This window comes from Bacillus sp. AC266, from assembly GCF_979253805.1.
Window position 1 is genome coordinate 81199 of sequence record NZ_CEEDEC010000008.1, and the last position, 18915, is coordinate 100113.

General features: G+C 35.4%; 12 protein-coding genes and 1 pseudogene. 7 read left to right on the forward strand and 6 right to left on the reverse strand.

Going from position 1 to position 18915, the window contains the following annotated elements:
* Nucleotides 1-93: 93 nt before the first annotated feature.
* Nucleotides 94-1620 (reverse strand): FAD-dependent oxidoreductase, encoded by a 1527-nt coding sequence (locus AC0IXC_RS25390; RefSeq protein ID WP_061676155.1) that lies wholly within the window; start codon nt 1618-1620, stop codon nt 94-96.
* 578 nt (nt 1621-2198) lie between these two features.
* Between AC0IXC_RS25390 and desB the strand changes: the two genes are divergently transcribed.
* Entirely contained in the window at nt 2199-3284 is a 1086-nt protein-coding gene (desB, locus tag AC0IXC_RS25395; RefSeq protein WP_002091268.1) for a Delta(10) desaturase DesB, read from the forward strand.
* A gap of 50 nt (nt 3285-3334) precedes the next feature.
* Here desB and AC0IXC_RS25400 read toward each other — a convergent pair whose 3' ends face one another.
* From AC0IXC_RS25400 to AC0IXC_RS25410, 3 genes are all read right to left on the reverse strand, one after another.
* Entirely contained in the window at nt 3335-4027 is a 693-nt protein-coding gene (locus AC0IXC_RS25400; RefSeq protein ID WP_193652520.1) for an amino acid ABC transporter permease, read from the reverse strand.
* A 93-nt stretch (nt 4028-4120) separates the two neighbouring features.
* Nucleotides 4121-4915 (reverse strand): ABC transporter substrate-binding protein, encoded by a 795-nt coding sequence (locus AC0IXC_RS25405; RefSeq protein ID WP_002091263.1) that lies wholly within the window; start codon nt 4913-4915, stop codon nt 4121-4123.
* A 121-nt stretch (nt 4916-5036) separates the two neighbouring features.
* Entirely contained in the window at nt 5037-5759 is a 723-nt protein-coding gene (locus tag AC0IXC_RS25410) for an amino acid ABC transporter ATP-binding protein (protein WP_002029539.1), read from the reverse strand.
* A gap of 375 nt (nt 5760-6134) precedes the next feature.
* Between AC0IXC_RS25410 and AC0IXC_RS25415 the strand changes: the two are divergent.
* Nucleotides 6135-6320, forward strand: a pseudogene (locus AC0IXC_RS25415) (HAMP domain-containing protein); the annotation flags it as partial.
* A 15-nt stretch (nt 6321-6335) separates the two neighbouring features.
* Entirely contained in the window at nt 6336-7262 is a 927-nt protein-coding gene (locus AC0IXC_RS25420) for a methyl-accepting chemotaxis protein (RefSeq protein ID WP_471653554.1), read from the forward strand.
* 30 nt (nt 7263-7292) lie between these two features.
* Here the strand turns inward: AC0IXC_RS25420 and AC0IXC_RS25425 are convergent, their stop codons facing one another.
* A complete protein-coding gene (locus AC0IXC_RS25425) occupies nt 7293-8627 on the reverse strand; it encodes an FAD-binding oxidoreductase (RefSeq protein WP_471653532.1) in 1335 nt (444 codons plus the stop codon).
* A 375-nt stretch (nt 8628-9002) separates the two neighbouring features.
* Here AC0IXC_RS25425 and AC0IXC_RS25430 point away from each other — a divergent pair, with 375 nt between their 5' ends.
* The 4 genes from AC0IXC_RS25430 to AC0IXC_RS25445 all read left to right on the forward strand — a co-directional run bounded on the left by AC0IXC_RS25430 (nt 9003) and on the right by AC0IXC_RS25445 (nt 16554).
* Complete coding sequence (locus AC0IXC_RS25430) at nt 9003-10667, forward strand: glycoside hydrolase family 13 protein (RefSeq protein ID WP_002140237.1); 1665 nt, start codon at nt 9003-9005, stop codon at nt 10665-10667.
* Between the two features lie 202 nt (nt 10668-10869).
* The gene (locus AC0IXC_RS25435; protein ID WP_002016687.1) at nt 10870-12507 is read left to right on the forward strand and encodes a PTS transporter subunit IIBC; all 1638 of its coding nucleotides are present in this window, start codon (nt 10870-10872) and stop codon (nt 12505-12507) included.
* Nucleotides 12508-12511: 4 nt separating this feature from the next.
* Nucleotides 12512-13303, forward strand: a complete 792-nt coding sequence (locus AC0IXC_RS25440) for an endonuclease/exonuclease/phosphatase family protein (RefSeq protein ID WP_471653533.1) — start codon at nt 12512-12514, stop codon at nt 13301-13303.
* A 305-nt stretch (nt 13304-13608) separates the two neighbouring features.
* Nucleotides 13609-16554 (forward strand): YhgE/Pip domain-containing protein, encoded by a 2946-nt coding sequence (locus AC0IXC_RS25445; RefSeq protein WP_215590632.1) that lies wholly within the window; start codon nt 13609-13611, stop codon nt 16552-16554.
* 39 nt (nt 16555-16593) lie between these two features.
* On the opposite strand, the gene topB is transcribed toward AC0IXC_RS25445, so the two are convergent.
* Complete coding sequence (gene topB, locus AC0IXC_RS25450; protein ID WP_002140241.1) at nt 16594-18783, reverse strand: DNA topoisomerase III; 2190 nt, start codon at nt 18781-18783, stop codon at nt 16594-16596.
* Nucleotides 18784-18915 lie beyond the last annotated feature (132 nt).

Here is an 18915-nt window from a genome sequence, read left to right on the forward strand (position 1 = left end):
TGCTCTTTTTGTGTTTTAGGAATAAAGAAAACGGTGCTAGTTACGATTATTCTTACAAAAGGGAGTAAATGAAAACTCACGCTGAATCTGTAATTATTCGTTATCAACTCGCTTTAATGGTTGATCTGCTGGACCTTCCATAACATCCCCATCAATTGAAAAACGGGAACCGTGACAAGGGCAATCCCAAGTACAATCACCGCTATTCCATTCAACTTCACAGCCGAGGTGTGTGCAAGTTGTATCGACGATATGTAATTTTCCTTCTTTATCTTTATAAGCACCTGCTCGTTTACCGTTGACATGTACAACAGAACCCTCGCCAACTTCAAGATTTTCTGGCTTACGTAATGCGGTTTCAATTTTTCCTTCAATTAAGTGTTTAGCAACATCAATGTTCTGAGAGAGGAAAGTTTTTATATCCGGATTTGCATGAAAGCGTGATGGTGCAAACAGTTCTTTATATGGACTGTGGACTTTTAGAATGGAGTCCTTCAGTAAATGAGCTGCTGCAGTTCCAGTCGTCATTCCCCATTTACGATATCCAGTTGCCACAAATATATTTGGATTCCTTTCGTTAATATGTCCGATATAAGGAAGCTTATCTAGCGTGATTAAATCTTGCGCTGACCATCTATAAGGAATTTCATCTACTCCAAAAGTAGATTCAGCAAAGGAATATAGTGCATCATAATGAAGCATCGTATTAATTCCTTGGCCTGTTTTATGGCTCTCTCCGCCAATCAATATCAACTTTTCTCCATTGCTTGTCGTATAACGTATGGAGCGTTTTGGATCATCGATACTTAAATACATGCCCCCTGGATAATCCGTTTTTGCTTTTATTGCGAGGGCATAGGAGCGTTCTGCGTACATTCGCGTAAAGAAAAAGCTATTAGCATCATAAAAAGGAAAATGTGAACAAGAGACAATATATTTACAAGTGATGCGATGGTCACCCTTTGTAATAACTTGTGGATAATCTCCTTTTTCCACATCAATAGCTGTTGTTTGCTCATAAACCTTTCCGCCCATCTCCACAAACTTTTCTAAAAGTACTTTTAAATAAAGGAGGGGATGGAATTGCGCTTGATTTTTCATCACAAGTGCAGATTGTACGGGAATAGGAATCGACAGGGATTGAACATAGTCGCAAGGAATATTTAATTTTTGATAGGCTTCATATTCTTTCGTTAAATTTCGCAGGCCATTATTGGTAGTTGTATATAAATACGAATCTTCATTTGTGAAATTACAGTCGATTTTATATGTTTGTACAGTCTCGTTTATGAATTGTAGAGCTTTACTATTTGATTCGTAGTAAAGCCTGGCTTTTTCAACACCAAAATTGTTTATTAATTCATCATAAATAAGATCATGTTGAGCTGTTACTTTTGCGGTTGTATGCCCAGTTGTTCCATTTAAAACAGAACCAGAATCAATTAAAACGACTTTCATTCCTTCTTTAGCGAGTAAATAGGCGGTGGTAATGCCTGTAATACCAGCTCCGATAACAGCAACTTCTGTCTTTATATTTTCGGATAAATGAGGAAAAGTAGGAAATTGAGTAGATTCAATCCAATAGGATGATGGTAACTGCGGAAATGTGTCATCTGTCATTTTGAAAACCTCCAAATTAGAACAATTTTCCTTTTAATATTTCCATATTATATGGAATTCATGTATGTTGTTTTCGTAGCGTTCTATTTTTACTAAACGAAAGAAAAAATATTTTAATATAATTATTTTATTGGGGCAGTATGAAGAAGTAGGATTTATATAAAGATAAATTCAAGTGATTCCATTTGTTGATTACATAGAGAGTTCTTGAATAAGATAGAGTCTATGTTGTTTAAGTGGATATGTATATATAGCTGATAAAGCCTTATGAAATCTATGCTTTTTCTTTAGTGAAATAAAGTATAATTATAAAAATATAACCAACTTTTATTACTAGGTCATAAAAGTTGTTGACAATATAGAAATTCTATTGTTATGATTCATCATGTGGAAAGGTTGATAGAGAGTAAAGAGAGAAATGTTTTTCATTGATAATAAAAGCGAAAATTAAGTGACGATAGAGTGAGTATATTTTCCTTATGATAAATGCTTTTTGGATCACGTAGTAAAATCAATCTGGAAGCAAGAATTGATATATGCAAGTTGCGCGGGGCGCGGCATAAGAAAGGGGCAAAAGGATGAAGGAGCTTCATACGTTTGGGTGGTATGCAGCACGTGTAGCACCACATTTGCCGAAAAAAGCATTTAAACCAGTTCCTAATCGATTATTTGGTGGACTGGCTTATTTACTTGTGGCATTGGCTGGTTTAATAACGATCGGTGTATTTGAATTGAATGTGTGGGCAAATCTAGGAATTGCAATTGTTCTTGGATTATGTTTTGCTTCACTTGGATTTTTAGGACATGAAATTTTACATGGAACAGTTGTAAGAAAGGCATGGCTTCGTGATTTTTTAGGTGCGATAGCATTTATGCCATTATCAACTGGCCCAAAACTTTGGAGAAAGTGGCATAATGCAACGCATCATGTTCACACACAGCATGAAGAGAATGATCCAGATGCATGGCCGACATTTGAGAAACTGAAAAAGAGTAAGTTTTTGAGTTGGGTATATCGCATGCCTCTTCATGTACGTTCATTCTTTAGTTTCCTGTCACTAACAATTCAATTTACGTTACATTCGACTCGAATGTTCTTTCATTTTATAAAAGAATTTAAGTCATCCAATCAAAAATCTGTATGGCTTCAACTTCTTTTGCCCTGGACAGTTTGGATTAGTTTATTGTTTATTATGGGACCTACAAAGTGGTTCTTTGCATACGTGATTCCGTTGTTAATTGCTAACTTTATTGTAATGGCGTATATCGCAACAAATCACCGCTTAAATCCTATTGTTCCAGTAAATGACCCTTTAGCAAACTGTTTATCAGTAACAGTACCGCGCTGGGTAGACGTTTTACATTTCAATTTCTCATACCATACAGAACATCATCTGTTTCCTGCTATGAGTTCTAAATACTATCCATTAGTAAAAGATAAAATTAAAGAAATGTGGCCGGAACGCTATCACGAAATGCCGATGACAAAAGCTTTGGCAGCACTTTGGAATACACCACGTGTGTATTATCACGGAAGTGAATTAGTTGATCCGCATAGGGAGCATTTCTATGGTTCTTTAGGAAATGGATTGGATCCTCATAATATTTCATATCGTGAGGAACATATAGAGGAAAAAGAGACTATAAAAAAAGTAAATCAATAATAGACATATCTTACGATGAAAAAGCAAGCTCTCTTAGAGCTTGCTTTTTGTTATAAAGAGACTTCTTTCTTGTTCCTCGTCTTGACCTGGACAGAGTTATTTTCTTTTCGTTGTAGTCGTTTTTCTAGAAGACTAACAAGATAAGTAAATAGAAGAACTAGTGCGAGATAGTATACACCAACAATGATATATGTATCTAATTGCTGGAAGTTACCTGCGGCAATTGATAAACCGGATCCCCATAATTCGGACATTCCTACATAAGCGACAAGTGAAGAATCCTTTAATCCAATAATAAATTGGTTCCCTAGAGGGGGAAGAGACAGACGAAATGCTTGTGGTAATATAATCCGGCGCATCGCTAAAGGGTAAGGCATCCCTAAAGAGCGAGCAGCTTCCAATTGTCCACGATCAACGGACTGAATGGATCCGCGGAAAATTTCAGTAATATATGCACCGTTATGGATTGCTAAAGCAATTGCTCCTGCCCAAAAAGGAGTGAAGACAATAATCGATGTAATACCGAAATAGAGAATGGCAATTTGAACAATTAAAGGTGTACCACGAATAATGGCGATATATACATGAGCAATACTATTTAAAACCTTATTGTTAGAGATTCGAAAGAAAGCGACTAGTAATCCAATTAGTGAACCGAGTAATAGGGATGTTAATGTTAATTGTAATGTGACAATAGTAGCCTTTAAGAGTGTGGGATAGGTAGAGATAAAAATTTCAAACATATGTGTCACCTCATATTGTATGGATTTTAGTAGTGAATGAAGTGCCCCACATACAAAGTGGGGCATGATTTATGAAATCTCTAAATGGCTAACTTACTTTGTTTTTGCCTCGTCTCCAAGAATATTACGCCCAAACCATTTTTTACTGATCTTTTCATAAGTACCATCTTTAATGATTTCATCTAAAGCTTTATTTACTTTCTCAACCATTTCTTTATCATCTTTACGAATAGCAATTCCCATTTCATCAAGATTTAATGGTTTTCCAGCTTCTTTTATATTTGATTTACCTTCTTTGATCATACGTAAACCGACCATTTGATCAGTGATTACTGCATCAATACGTCCAGGCTCTAAGTCCATAAGTGCAGTAATATCGCTATCATATTCTGTGATTTGATCTGTATGTTTTGCAACAAGGTCTTTAAAGGTACTAGCTTTTACAACACCAATTTTCTTACCTTTCAAATCTTCTGGAGAAGAGATAGATGTATTCTTTTTAGCCACAAAAATTTGGGCACCAGAACGATAATAAGGATTGGAGAAACTAACAGCTTTTAAGCGTTCTTCTGTAATTGCCATACTGCCCAATATAGCATCATATTTTTTCGATTGTAGACCTTGAATTAGCGTTTCCCATGGATTTGTAATAGGAGTGGGTTTCATATTCATTTTTTTCGCAAGTGCCTCACCAATTTCCACATCAAAACCGGCAAGCTTTCCGTCATTTTCTTTATAGTTAAAAGGTTTATATAAGCCACTCATCGCATAACGAAATTCTTTTTCACCATTTGAAGAAGTAGTAGCACTTTCCTTACTACAGGCTCCTAGTATGAAGGATGTACATAATGTAATACTCGCAACAATGGTTAATAGTTTTCTTTTCATAAAACCCCTCCTATATATTGATCATACGGATGGTTTTAAGTATGTTACTGAGATATTTTATTTGGACAATTAGTTGTGCACCGTATGGATGTATTTCTTTTCATTTGAAACAGAAGTTACATTATAAAACGTTACGTAAAAATTGTTTTGCTCGTTCATGTGATGGAGCTGAAAAGAATTGTGCTGGCGGAGCGTCCTCTACAATCTTTCCGTCATCCATAAATATGACGCGATCAGCTACATCTCTTGCGAAATTCATTTCATGAGTAACAATAATCATGGTCATTCCTTCTTCAGCAAGTTCTTTCATAACTTGCAATACTTCTCCAACAAGTTCAGGGTCTAAGGCTGAGGTAGGTTCATCAAATAGCATAATTTTAGGATTCATAGCAAGAGCTCGTGCAATCGCAACGCGTTGTTTTTGACCACCTGAAAGTAGGTGAGGAGTTACATCCGCCTTATCTTGTAGGCCGACTTTTTGTAGGAGTTGATTCCCAACATCCTTCGCGTCTGCTGTCTCCAATTTTTTTACGTGAATAGGTGCTTCTATGATGTTTTCTAGTGAGGTCATATGAGGAAAGAGGTTAAAGTGTTGAAAAACCATACCGACATTTTCACGGACTTTGTTTAAATTTGAATGCTTTGGATCAATTCGTTCACCTTGTAAGTGAATTTCACCTTCATCGTACATTTCTAAAAAGTTAAGACAGCGAAGTAATGTACTTTTACCGGAACCACTGGCACCAATTAAAACAACAACTTCTTTTTCTTTTACTTCTAAATCAATTCCTTTTAAAACATCAAGCGAGCCGAATGATTTTACTAGATTTCGAACTTGAATCATACAAAACCCCCAGTCAAAAATATATTTTACAAATGTTTCCCCTTATTTCTGTTATTAGTCATAAATTGTCAGAATCCTTTATTTTTTTGACGGAATTTGATATTCAAAGGAATTATGATTTTTAAAATCTCTATATCTTTCTATAACGAAAATATGGATAATAATATATAGGTAGCACTTATATTGCTTATAAGAAGGGGGAAAGAAGAGATGGAAAAAGAAAGGAAGACATTTTCCTTTGGCTTACGTACACAACTTATGCTATTCACTACAGTTTTAGCTTTAATTACATATTCAACAAGTTTATTTTTTATTTACGTTATATATGATTATTTTCAAAGTTATGTAAGTCAAACTGTTTATAATATTATCGTTATGTTATTAGGTGTAGTATGGTCTGGAATTTTAGCGTATGGGGCAGCAATATTTTTAATTAAACCACTTCGAAAGTTGGAAGAAGCAGCAAGGAAAGCGGCTGATGGTGATATTCGTGAAGATGTCCCGTTGCCAAAAGTAGATGATGAGATTAAATCTTTAAGTGTTGCATTTAATATGATGCTCGAGAACTTAAGAGGTATGGTAAAAAATATTGATACTACATTTTCGTATACAAATAATCAAGTTCAGCAAATTAGAAGACAAACAGGGGAAGCGACAAAGCAAGCACGCGGTGTGTCTGAAACTCTTACAGAGATTTCTTCTGGCGCCGAGCAATCAGCAGCTTCCATTCAGGCGATTGTTTCAACTGTCGATACAACAACCTCTATTGCGAGTGAAGTAGAAGAAAAAGCAAAAAAGTCCGACGAATTGTCTTTAGAAATGGTTCAAGCTTTAGGACAAAGTACACGTGTCTTTACTTCTTTAATTCAAGGCATTCAAACATTGGCAAAAGAGAATGAAGATTCGATGCAAAATGTACAGAAGTTAGAAGAACGAATGAAACAAGTAGAACATATTGTTTCTGTTGTGAGTGAGATTGCTAGTCAAACGAATTTATTAGCATTAAATGCTTCTATTGAGGCAGCTCGTGCTGGAGAGCATGGAAGGGGCTTTGCAGTTGTAGCTGAAGAAGTACGTAAACTTGCTGATGAAAGCGATCATTCTGCAAGAAATATATCGCAGTTATTACGAAATATGCAAGAGGAAGTGCAACAAGTCGCATTGAAAATGACGGAGCAAGTGAAAACAGCTAAAGAAGAGGCAAAACGAGGAGAAGCTACTGAATTAATTTTAAAAGAAATGTCATCGAGTATTATGGAAGTTGCCGATGCAACTAAGCAAATTAGTAGCTATATGAACGAACAAGTGAGTCACATTCATCAAACAGGAGCACAGACGAAGGCTGTAGCAGCAATTGCTGAGGAAACATCAGCTGGTTCACAAGAAGTGGCACGTGTGACGTTGCAACAATCTAAAAATATGGTAGTAATCGATCAATTATTAAAGGATTTAGAGAAGCAAGCAGCGGACTTGAAACAAACCATTGAACGATTTTCAATGTAAAAAGGAAGAACAGAATTCTGTTCTTCCTTTTTACGTATGGAAAGGAGGAATGCTTTGTTGAAAACGAAAAACATTACAAGGGTCATATGCTGTCTTCACTTTACGCAACCTTTGAAAATTAGAGCCATAATAACTAGTTTGCCAATTTTTTATGTCGATATCGGGCCAATTGACATAGTCTCCTAGTGTGTAAGGATCTAAGCTTTCCCGTAAATCTTTAACCCAGCGTATATTTCGATTTTCTTCATCGTTGCATTTCCAAGAAGTAATATATTCTTGAGCAATGATTGCCTTGCGGTGGAAATAAGCTGTTTCATTAGGCGAAATGTTTTCTACAGCACCTACGAGTGATTGGTGCCAAATACTCGCATCTTTATTTGGTGCATGAGAAAGAAAATATTGTAAGATTTGAATACCTTTAAGAGGGATAGGTTTATATACGTAGGAACCAGAGCGTTTGAATTTTTCAGGAATATTGCCGCTATTAAAGAATTGAACAGCCTTTATATACGGGACTTCATCTATAAAGAGAGAAGGATTACCAGTTTCAAGAAGAGGAGATAATAGATGATAGAGTTCAGAAGGAGAGCCGACAAATTCACCTTTCACCTCGATTTTATTTCGTTGTTTAGAGAATAATTCAATTGATGAAGTGAGACGTTCATCTATATAAGGTGCCCAGTTTTGCCAAGCTTGAAATGCAGCAATAAAGTCTTTCCATTCCCATGTAAGTGAGAAAATTGATACGTTTTTAATAGGGTGGACTCGAAAGGTTAAGGAAGTAATAATCCCGAAATTTCCACCGCCACCGCCACGGCATGCCCAAAATAGGTTAGGGTTTTCTTGTTCATTTGCACGAATGATTTTTGCACCAAATTTCCCGCACGCTTGTACCATTTCGACTTCTACTAATTGATCACATGTTAGTCCAAATAAGCGTGAAAGCATGCCAATGCCACCGCCGAGTGTTAACCCCACAATTCCGACACTTGCACTTGTGCCAGCTGGTATTGTAACACCATATTTCCAAAGTTCTTTGTACACAGTGCCAAGATTTGCACCCGCTTCAATTGTTGCTGTTAATTTTCCTGTACTAACCGTAATTTGCTTCATTTCACTCACATCAATAATAAGCCCGCCATTTAAAAGAGAGAAATTTTCGTAGCTATGTCGTCCACTTCTTAAGCGAAATGGTATATGACGCTCACGTGCCCATTTTAAGGCGTTACACACATCATTTTTATTTTGACAAAAAACAATAATACAAGGAAATTTTGGAATGCTTAAATTTAAATTTATTCGGGCTATGTCATACCCAGGATCCGAGGGAACGACGATACGACTAGTTAATTTTGTTTGTTTCAATTTATATCTCCTTTCTGAAATAATATGAGCTTGTATTAGTATATGAAGAGTGTATTTAACACGCATGGACGAGAAGAAGAGAAGGGTTAGATTTATCCCGTTATTTGCGAGCGGTAAGACAATCCGGCTGAAAAAAAGAAGATAGGGCTGCTCGTAAAATCTCGATTGGTAAGGGCTAATAATCAGCGGGGAATGGACACCTCCTTAACGATTAAAGTTTCACTTTATCTTTGTGAGAAATAAATAAGGCATAAGAATAAGGAAACTACATAGAGTTCAATGAAAACAGTTGCAAACTATTCATATTTTGTTATGATAGTGTTACGAAAACGTTTGCATAAAAAATCCGATGGGATGCAAAAGGAGAGAATTAGTATGAATAAGACATGGTGGAAAGAAGCTGTCGCTTATCAAATTTATCCACGTAGCTTTATGGATTCAAATGGTGATGGTATTGGAGATTTACAGGGGATTATTGCAAAGCTGGATTATTTAAAAGATTTAGGTATAGATGTAATTTGGATTTGTCCAATGTATAAATCACCTAATGACGATAATGGTTATGATATTAGTGACTATCAAGATATTATGGATGAATTTGGTACGATGGAAGATTTTGATATGCTACTAGATGAAGTTCATAAGCGTGACATGAAGCTTATTATTGATTTAGTTATTAATCATACAAGTGATGAACATCCATGGTTTATTGAATCAAGTTCTTCTAAAGACAATCCGAAGCGTGATTGGTATATTTGGCAGGATGGTAAAGACGGCGCGGAACCAAACAATTGGGAAAGTATCTTTAATGGTTCTGCATGGGAATATGATGAAGTGACAGAGCAATATTATTTACATTTATTCTCGCGTAAACAACCAGATTTGAACTGGGAGAATAAAGAAGTTCGTGAAGTTTTATATGATACTGTTAATTGGTGGCTTGATAAAGGTATTGATGGTTTCCGCGTCGATGCGATTAGTCATATAAAAAAAGAAGATGGCCTCAAGGATATGCCAAATCCAAAAGGGTTAAAGTATGTGCCTTCTTTTGACAAACATATGAATGTAAATGGTATTCAGCCATTACTAGAAGAATTAAAAGAAAATACATTTGCTAAATACGATATTATGACTGTTGGAGAAGCAAATGGTGTGAAAGTTGAAGATGCTGATCTTTGGGTTGGAGAAGAGAATGGTAAATTCAATATGGTATTCCAATTTGAGCATTTAAGCTTATGGGATGCAGAAAAGAAGAAAGATCTTGATGTTGTTGAGTTGAAAAAAGTATTAACAAAGTGGCAAAAAGGTTTAGAAAATAAGGGATGGAATGCTTTATATATTGAAAACCATGATAAGCCACGTATTGTGTCTACTTGGGGAAATGATAAAGAATATTGGCGTGAAAGTGCAACGGCTTTAGGAGCGATGTATTTCTTTATGCACGGCACACCGTTTATTTATCAAGGACAAGAAATTGGTATGACAAATGTTCAGTTCCCGAATATTGAAGATTACGATGATGTAGCAATTAAAAATTTATATCGTGAGAAAATTGCAGAGGGCGTATCACATCAAGATATGATGGAAATTATATGGGCTTCTTGCCGCGATAATTCACGTACACCTATGCAGTGGAACGATGAAATGAATGCTGGCTTCACAACAAGTACACCTTGGTTTAGCATGAATCCAAATTACAAAGAAATTAATGTTGAAAAGCAAAAAAATGAAGAAAAGTCTATTTTCAATTTCTATAAGAAAATGATTGCCTTGAAAAAAGAGCACGATGTACTGAACTACGGTACGTACGATTTACTTTTAGAAGACGATCCACAAATTTATGCATATACACGTACGCTACAGGATGAAAAAGTCATTGTAATTAGTAATATCTCAAAAGAGGAAGCTGTGTATAATGAGAGTTTATTCGCATTAGAACGCAAACGTTTGCTTTTAAATAACTATGAAGTTGCGGAACATGAACAAATAATTACAATCACGTTGAAACCTTATGAAACAAGGGTTTATCGCATTTCATAATGAAAAAGGATGCTCCTTGAGCATCTTTTTTTATGAAAAAAAATAAATTTCTATTGCAATGTGAAAACGCTTTTATTAAAATAGATTTATGAAAACGGTTGCGTAAAGAGAAAAAAGTAACATAAGGAATCGTTTTCATAAGAGAAACAGAAATTATAATTTAAATCATTATGTTGTTATAAATAAAGGGGAGGAAGAACAGATGAAAATTACGTCTTTTGATTTTTGGCAAAAGTTCGGGAAAGCATTATTAGTGGTTGTAGCTGTAATGCCAGCAGCTGGTTTAATGATTTCCATCGGTAAGTTAATTGGGATGTCTGCTGGGGATGTTAACGCAGTTCATACAATTGCTCGAGTAATGGAAGACATCGGTTGGGCAATTATTACAAATCTACACATCTTATTCGCAGTAGCAATTGGGGGATCTTGGGCGAAGGATCGAGCAGGTGGTGCATTTGCAGCACTATTAGCATTCGTCTTAACAAACAGAATTACAGGAGCTATATTTGGTGTAAACGCTCAAATGTTAACGGATTCAAAAGCGACAGTTTCTTCATTTTTAGCAGGAGATTTACTTGTAAAAGATTACTTTACTTCTGTACTTGGTGCACCAGCATTAAACATGGGAGTTTTCGTAGGGATTATCACAGGTTTCTTAGGAGCTACTTTATATAACAAATACTACAATTATAATAAACTGCCACAGGCATTAGCATTCTTTAATGGAAAACGATTCGTACCATTCGTTGTAATTGTTTGGTCTACAGTCACTGCGATTGTATTATCACTTGTATGGCCATTTATCCAAAGTGGATTAAATGAATTTGGTCGCTGGATTGCAGCATCTAAAGATAGTGCACCAGTTATTGCACCGTTTGTATATGGAACGTTAGAACGTTTATTATTACCATTTGGATTACATCATATGTTAACAATTCCGATGAACTACACAGAGCTAGGCGGAACATATACGATGTTAACTGGCTCAAAGGTTGGACAAATTGTAGCGGGACAAGATCCGTTATGGCTTGCATGGATTACAGATTTAAATAACTTATTAGCAAATGGAGATACGAAAGCATATAACGATTTATTAAATAACGTTGTACCAGCTCGTTTCAAAGCTGGACAAGTTATCGGCTCAACGGCAGCGTTAATGGGGATTGCGTTTGCGATGTTCCGTAATGTTGATAAAGAAAAACGTGCAAAATATAAACCAATGTTCTTATCAGCTGCATTAGCAGTATTCTTAACAGGTGTAACAGAACCAATTGAATTCATGTTCATGTTTATTGCACCAGTATTATATGTTGTGTATGCAATTACAACAGGACTTGCATTCGCATTAGCGGATTTAATTAATTTACGTGTTCATGCATTTGGATTTATTGAGTTAATTACACGTACACCAATGATGATCAATGCAGGTTTAACGAGAGATTTAATCAACTTTGTCATTGTTTCATTAGTGTTCTTCGGCCTTAACTTTACGTTATTCAACTTCTTAATTAAAAAATTCAATTTACCAACGCCAGGGCGTGCAGGTAACTACATTGATAATGAAGATGAGTCAACAGAAGGAACAGGAAATGTACAAGATGGTTCATTAGCAACAAAAGTTATTGATTTATTGGGCGGAAAAGATAATATTGCTGACGTAGATGCTTGTATGACACGTTTACGTGTAACAGTAAAAGATTTAGATGCCGTTGCACCAGAAGCAAAATGGAAACAAAATGGTGCTTTAGGACTTATTGTAAAAGATAAAGGTGTACAAGCAGTATATGGCCCGAAAGCTGACGTATTAAAGTCAGATATTCAAGATATGTTAGGTGCGTAATAATATGAAATTGCTAACTTTAAATTGTCACTCTTGGCAAGAAGAGAATCAAATTGAAAAAATAAAGTATCTTGCTAAAGCAATTCAAGAAGAAGATTATGATGTGGTCGCATTGCAAGAAGTAAGTCAGTCTATACAAGCTGAAAATGTATGCGGTAACAAGAAAAAAGATAATTTTGGACTTTTACTGCTAGAAGAGTTAAGAGCATTAAATGTAAAAGAATACAATATTATTTGGGATTTCTCTCATATTGGATATGATGTGTACGAAGAAGGATTAGCAATTATAACAAAGCACAACATTGTAAAGGAAGATACGTTCTTTGTCTCAGAAAATAAGGATACAACGTATTGGAAAACACGCAAAATTGTAAGTGCAACAATTGCTTATAATGATAAGAATATAACGTTTTATTCTTGCCATCTTGGCTGGTGGAATGATGAAGAAGAATCATTCAAAGACCAAGTTGATCGTTTAATGGAGCGTGTAAATAGCAATGAACTTTCCTTCTTAATGGGTGATTTTAATAACAATGCTCGTTTGGAAGGAGAGGGTTATGAGTATATGATGCAAAAAGGTTTATATGACACATATGAACTAGCGATAGAGAAGGATGAAGGAACAACTGTCCAAGGAGAGATTGCTGGTTGGGATGAAAATAAACAAAACTTACGAATCGACCTAATATTAAGCAATCAAAGTAAAACAGTTACTTCTTCAAAAGTCATTTTTACTGGAACAAATCGAAATGTAATTTCTGACCATTTCGGTGTAGAAGTACAATTAGATATATAATAGAAGAAACCCTCACAGATAATGAAAAGCTGGGAGGGTTTTTTGATAAATACAAGTATTCCCAAGAGAAAATACTTGTATTTTTTATGACATTTCCTATATATTTGTTATTATTGAATGTAAAACTAATTTGGTCATTTTGTATGCATACTTTTTTTACTTCGTTATATAATGAAGTAAGTGAAATATTTAATGGGAAAAATAGTATGTTTTCGTTTAATCCACGATGTAGAAAGTGATATAATTACAAAATGTATGTATCATTTTCTAAAGAAGGAAAAATATATAATTAGGTGATAACTTTTATGAAACAAATTTGGCGTATTTATAAGACAGATTTACGGAATGTAGCCAAACATTGGGCTGCAATTGTTATTGTTTTAGGGTTAATGATTTTACCATCGTTATATGCATGGTTTAACATTAAAGCTTCTTGGGATCCTTACGGAAATACGAAAGGAATCCAAATTGCAGTTTCTAACCAAGATGTTGGATCAAATTTAAGAGGGAAAGATATTAACATCGGGGAAGAAATTGTAGATTCACTTAAGAAGAACAAAAATTTCGGGTGGAAGTTTGTTGATGAAAAGCAAGCAATTTATGGAGTAGAGCGTGGAGATTATTCCGCAAGCATTACTATTCCAAAAGATTTTTCTGAAAAGATTGCAACGGTCTTGAATGAAAATCCACAGAAACCAGAACTTGATTACTATGTAAATGAAAAAGTAAATGCGATTGCACCGAAAATTACAGCTAAAGGTGCATCGGGTCTTACAGAAGAGGTTAGTAAAAACTTTGTTAAAACAGCAAACGGTGAGATTTTTAAAATCTTCAATGACCTTGGAATCGATTTAGAAACTAACTTACCGAGTATTGAGAAGGTCAAGGATCTCGTATTTAAGTTAGAAGCACAGTTCCCAGAAATGAATACACTTGTGGATAAGGCATTAGATGATGCGACTCGGGCAGAAGATGTTGTGAAAGTAGCACAAAAAGAGTTGCCAGTTGTAGAAAGTGTTATGAATGATGGGCAAGAGGCGTTAGGGAATTTAGATAAATTCTTTGCGAGAAATGATGAAACATTGAAGCGTGCACCTGGAACAATTAAGAATAATTTAATTGTAATGCAACAAGGTTTAGATAGTGCGGCGGCAATTACGGATTACTTAAAAAATCCGGCATTTGATTTTAATCTGACACTTCCAGATCCAGCTAAATTACCAGAGTTACCTAATATAACTATTCCACAAATACCAACGCTTCCAGAGTTACCGCAAGTGAATGGTGAGGGATATAAAAATATTGCTACAAATATTGATCAAACTGTAAACAATGTTTTCAATTCTACTCGTGTTGGAACGGCATATGTGAAAAGTGTTATGGATGGGCTTCAAAATAAGGGCGTGGACCCAACTGTAGCTCAGAAAAATGTTCAGGATGCTTCAAAACTTCTCCAAGACCGTATTGATAGTGTTTCATATTTAATTGATTTCTTTACAACTTTTAAAGAATCAGCTTCAACGGACTTTGGTAAGCAGTTCTTTGGAAACAGAGCGGAAAGTCTAAAAGTGCTTAAAAATTCTATGGTGGATGCTAACAATAGAGTTAAGCATGTAGGGGATTTAATTAGTTCTGGTCAAGAAGTTAAACAAGATGTACGAGATGCTGTAAATCAAAAATTAGATGCAGTAAATAATTTAGTAAATCAAGCTGAAAAAGACTATAATGCAACATTTGTAGCTGACTTTGAAAAAGCAGTAAGCACAGCTGAACAATTGAAAAATAAGGCTGAAAATGTACAAGGAGATGCTCAGCAGCTAAGAGGCAATTTAAATCAAGATATAAACAAAGCTAATGAGATATTAAACAATGGTAGAGAGAACTATGATCAGGCTGTAACGGATTATGCAAAACTAAAAACTAATCTTGAAAAAGCAACAGCAGACTTAAGTAACAAAGGCGTTAATGGATTAGATTCCACAAAAGTAGCCTTAAATGATTTAAATGGACAGTTCCAAGCAGGATGGAATTTAGTTAATGATATGATTCCGGTTATGGAAAGTACAAATAAAGTTTTGGGCGATGTGAATAGTGATAAAAATCTTAATGGCACAATTGCTAAGTTAAATAAAGCAAAAGATGGTTTGCAAAAAGGAATCGATTTAACTGATAAAGGAATTGACGCTATTAATAAAGGTCAAAAACCAGCAGCAGATGTTATTGAAAGTATTAATCAAGTGTCTAAAAATGTTTCGGGCCAAATTGGTGACATTTTAGCTAAATATGACTCAGAAATCACTCCAAATTTCAATGCAGCAATTGCTCGTACAAAAGAGATGTCTAAAAATACATCTCAAATTTTAGGCGAGGCAGATAAGAAGCTTCCAGATGTGAAAAAATTACTTGAAGATTCATCAAAAGGCTTAGTAGATGGTCAAAAGAAAATTGCAGACATTAAAGCTGAAATGCCGGAGACTGAGAAAAAGATTAAAGAATTAGCAGATAAAATTCGTGATTTTGAATCTGAAGAGGATATAAAAGACATCATACGCTTATTGAAAAACGATGTTGAAAAGCAAAGTGACTACTTTGCAAATCCAGTAAATTTAAAAGAGAATAAATTATTTGCAATGCCGAACTACGGTTCAGCAATGTCACCATTCTATACAGTGCTTGCATTATGGGTAGGCGCATTATTAATGGTTTCATTATTAACGGTAGAAGTACACGAAGAGGGCGCGAATTATAAGAGCCATGAAGTTTACTTCGGACGTTTATTAACATTCTTAACGATAGGTCTTTCACAAGCGTTTATCGTATCAATGGGAGATATATTCTTACTCGGTACGTACGTAGTCGATAAGTTCTGGTTTGTGTTATTTAGTTTATTTATTGGGGGAGTCTTTGTTTGTATCGTATACTCACTCGTTTCTATTTTCGGAAACGTTGGGAAATCGATGGCGATCATTTTACTTGTACTGCAAGTAGCAGGATCAGGCGGAACATTCCCAATTCAAATGACACCACCGTTCTTCCAAGCGATTTATCCGTTCTTACCATTCACATATGCAATTAGTGCAATTCGTGAAACAGTTGGCGGAATGCTTTGGGATATAGTAACTAGAGATTTACTTGTGTTAAGTGTTTTCGTAGTAGTTATGATTGTTGCTGCGTTATTACTGAAAACACCAATTAACAAATCAAGTGAAAAATTCGTTGAGAATGCAAAAGGAAGTAAAATCATTCATTAATAAAAAGGTTCCTACCGATAGTGGTAGGAACCTTTTTGTTTAATCAAATTTTAATTTCTTTAATGCTTCTGCGAATGGATTGTTTAATGGTTCTTCTTCTTTGTTCTGTTGTTTCATATATTTTTGAACGTCGCGTTTATCAGCTTTGCTGCCGGATTCTTTTTTACGTCTCTCTTGGAATGTAGAAAGTTTCTCACGATAGCCACATTTACATGCGAAAATTTGGCCCGCTCCTTCACCACGAAGTTCTAGTTTCTTTTTACACTGAGGACAGCGTGCGTTTGTAGTGCGGGATACATTTTTACGGTGACCACATTCGCGATCTTGGCATACAAGCATTTTACCTTTTTTACCGTTTACTTCTAACATCGGTTTACCACAGTCTGGACAAGACTTCGTTGAAATGTTGTCGTGTTTATATTTTTTATCACTCGATTTAATTTCAGCAACAATTTCTTTCGTATAGTTCTTCATTTCTGAAATGAATACTTCTTTCTTTAATTTTCCTTTAGCGATAGCTTCTAACTTTTGCTCCCATTCACCAGTTAGTGTAGGAGATTTCAGTTCTTCTGGCACTAAATCAAGTAACTGACGGCCTTTTGAAGTAATATGAATATCTTTACCACGTTTTTCAAGCAAGAACGAATTGAATAACTTGTCGATAATATCAGCTCGTGTAGCTACAGTACCTAATCCACCAGTTGACTTTAACGTGTCAGCAAGTTGTTTGTTTTGCGTATCCATGTATTTTGTTGGGTTTTCCATTGCTGAAAGTAATGTTGCTTCATTAAAGCGTGCAGGTGCTTTCGTTTGACCTGATGTTTGGACAATTAGTTTTATGTTTAATGTATCGCCTTTTTCGATGCGAGGTAAGATTTGTTCTTTTACATCATCGCTTGCATCATCATCTTCAAACCGATTTGCATAAACCTCTTTCCAACCAGCATGTAAAATCGTTTTTCCGCGTGCGATGAACGTTTCGTCACCAATTTTCGTGCGCAATGTTAGTTGTTCATATTCAAAGGCCGGGAATAAAACAGCTAAGAAACGTTTTACAACTAAGTCATAAATTTTACGTTCTTTATCTGTGAAAGCTGAGAAGTTTACATAGCTCTCTGTTGGAATAATTGCGTGATGATCACTTACTTTACTATCATCAACAAATGATTTATTAGATTTTACAGGTTTCTGCAATACTTTATGTGCTAAAGGACGGTATTCTCCAACTCCGCAAGCCTTCAGACGCTCTGGAAGTGTTCCGACAATATCAGATGAAATATAGCGTGAATCTGTACGAGGGTACGTTAAAACTTTATGCTGTTCATATAATTTTTGCATAATGTTTAATGTTTCTTTCGCAGAGTAACCAAATATTTTATTCGCATCACGTTGTAGTTCAGTTAAATCGTAAAGACCAGGAGCGAACGATTTCTTTTGTTTTTTATCAATGTCTACAACAGTAGCATTTTGTTTACTAATTTTGTTCACGATTGCATCAGTTTTTTCTTTATTAAAGCTACGGCTATTTCCTTTTGTATCTTGCCAAGTTAGCTTTAATCTCTCAGCTGTTTGAGCTTCGATACCATAGTAAGTTTGAGCTTTGAAATGTTTGATTTCATCTTCACGGCTTGCAATCATGGCTACAGTAGGTGTTTGAACACGGCCACAATTTAGTTGGGCATTAAAGCGAGTAGTTAATGCTCGAGTCGCATTAAGTCCGATATACCAGTCAGCCTCTGAACGTGCGACAGCTGAAGCGTATAGATTGTCATATGCTTTTCCTGGTTTTAAATTTGCGAAGCCATCTTTAATTGCTTTATCGGTAACAGATGAAATCCATAGACGTTTAATCGGTTTCTGCATTTTAACTTTATCGATAATCCAGCGTGCGACCAACTCTCCCTCACGACCGGCGTCAGTAGCTATAATGATTTCATTTACATCTTTTCTAAGAAGCTGACTTTTTACAGCGTTAAACTGCTTCCCTGTTTGTTTAATAACGGTTAGTTTTAAACGCTCCGGTAGCATTGGTAAATCTTCTAAATTCCACTGTTTATATTTCACATCATAGCTTTCTGGATCAGCTAATGTAACGAGATGACCTAAAGCCCAAGTAACAATATATTTACTACCTTCAAGATAGCCGTTCCCTTTTTTATCACATTTCAGTACACGTGCGATATCACGTGCAACAGAAGGTTTTTCAGCAATTACAATACTTTTTGCCATATTTAAAAACATCCTTTCAAATTTCCATACGTTAAATATAGCATACATCTTTGTTCTATTCAGTCTTGCTGACGGTTTGAGTTATTTGTGGTGAAATATACGTGTGAGAGTTTTACTTATATAAAGGCGAAG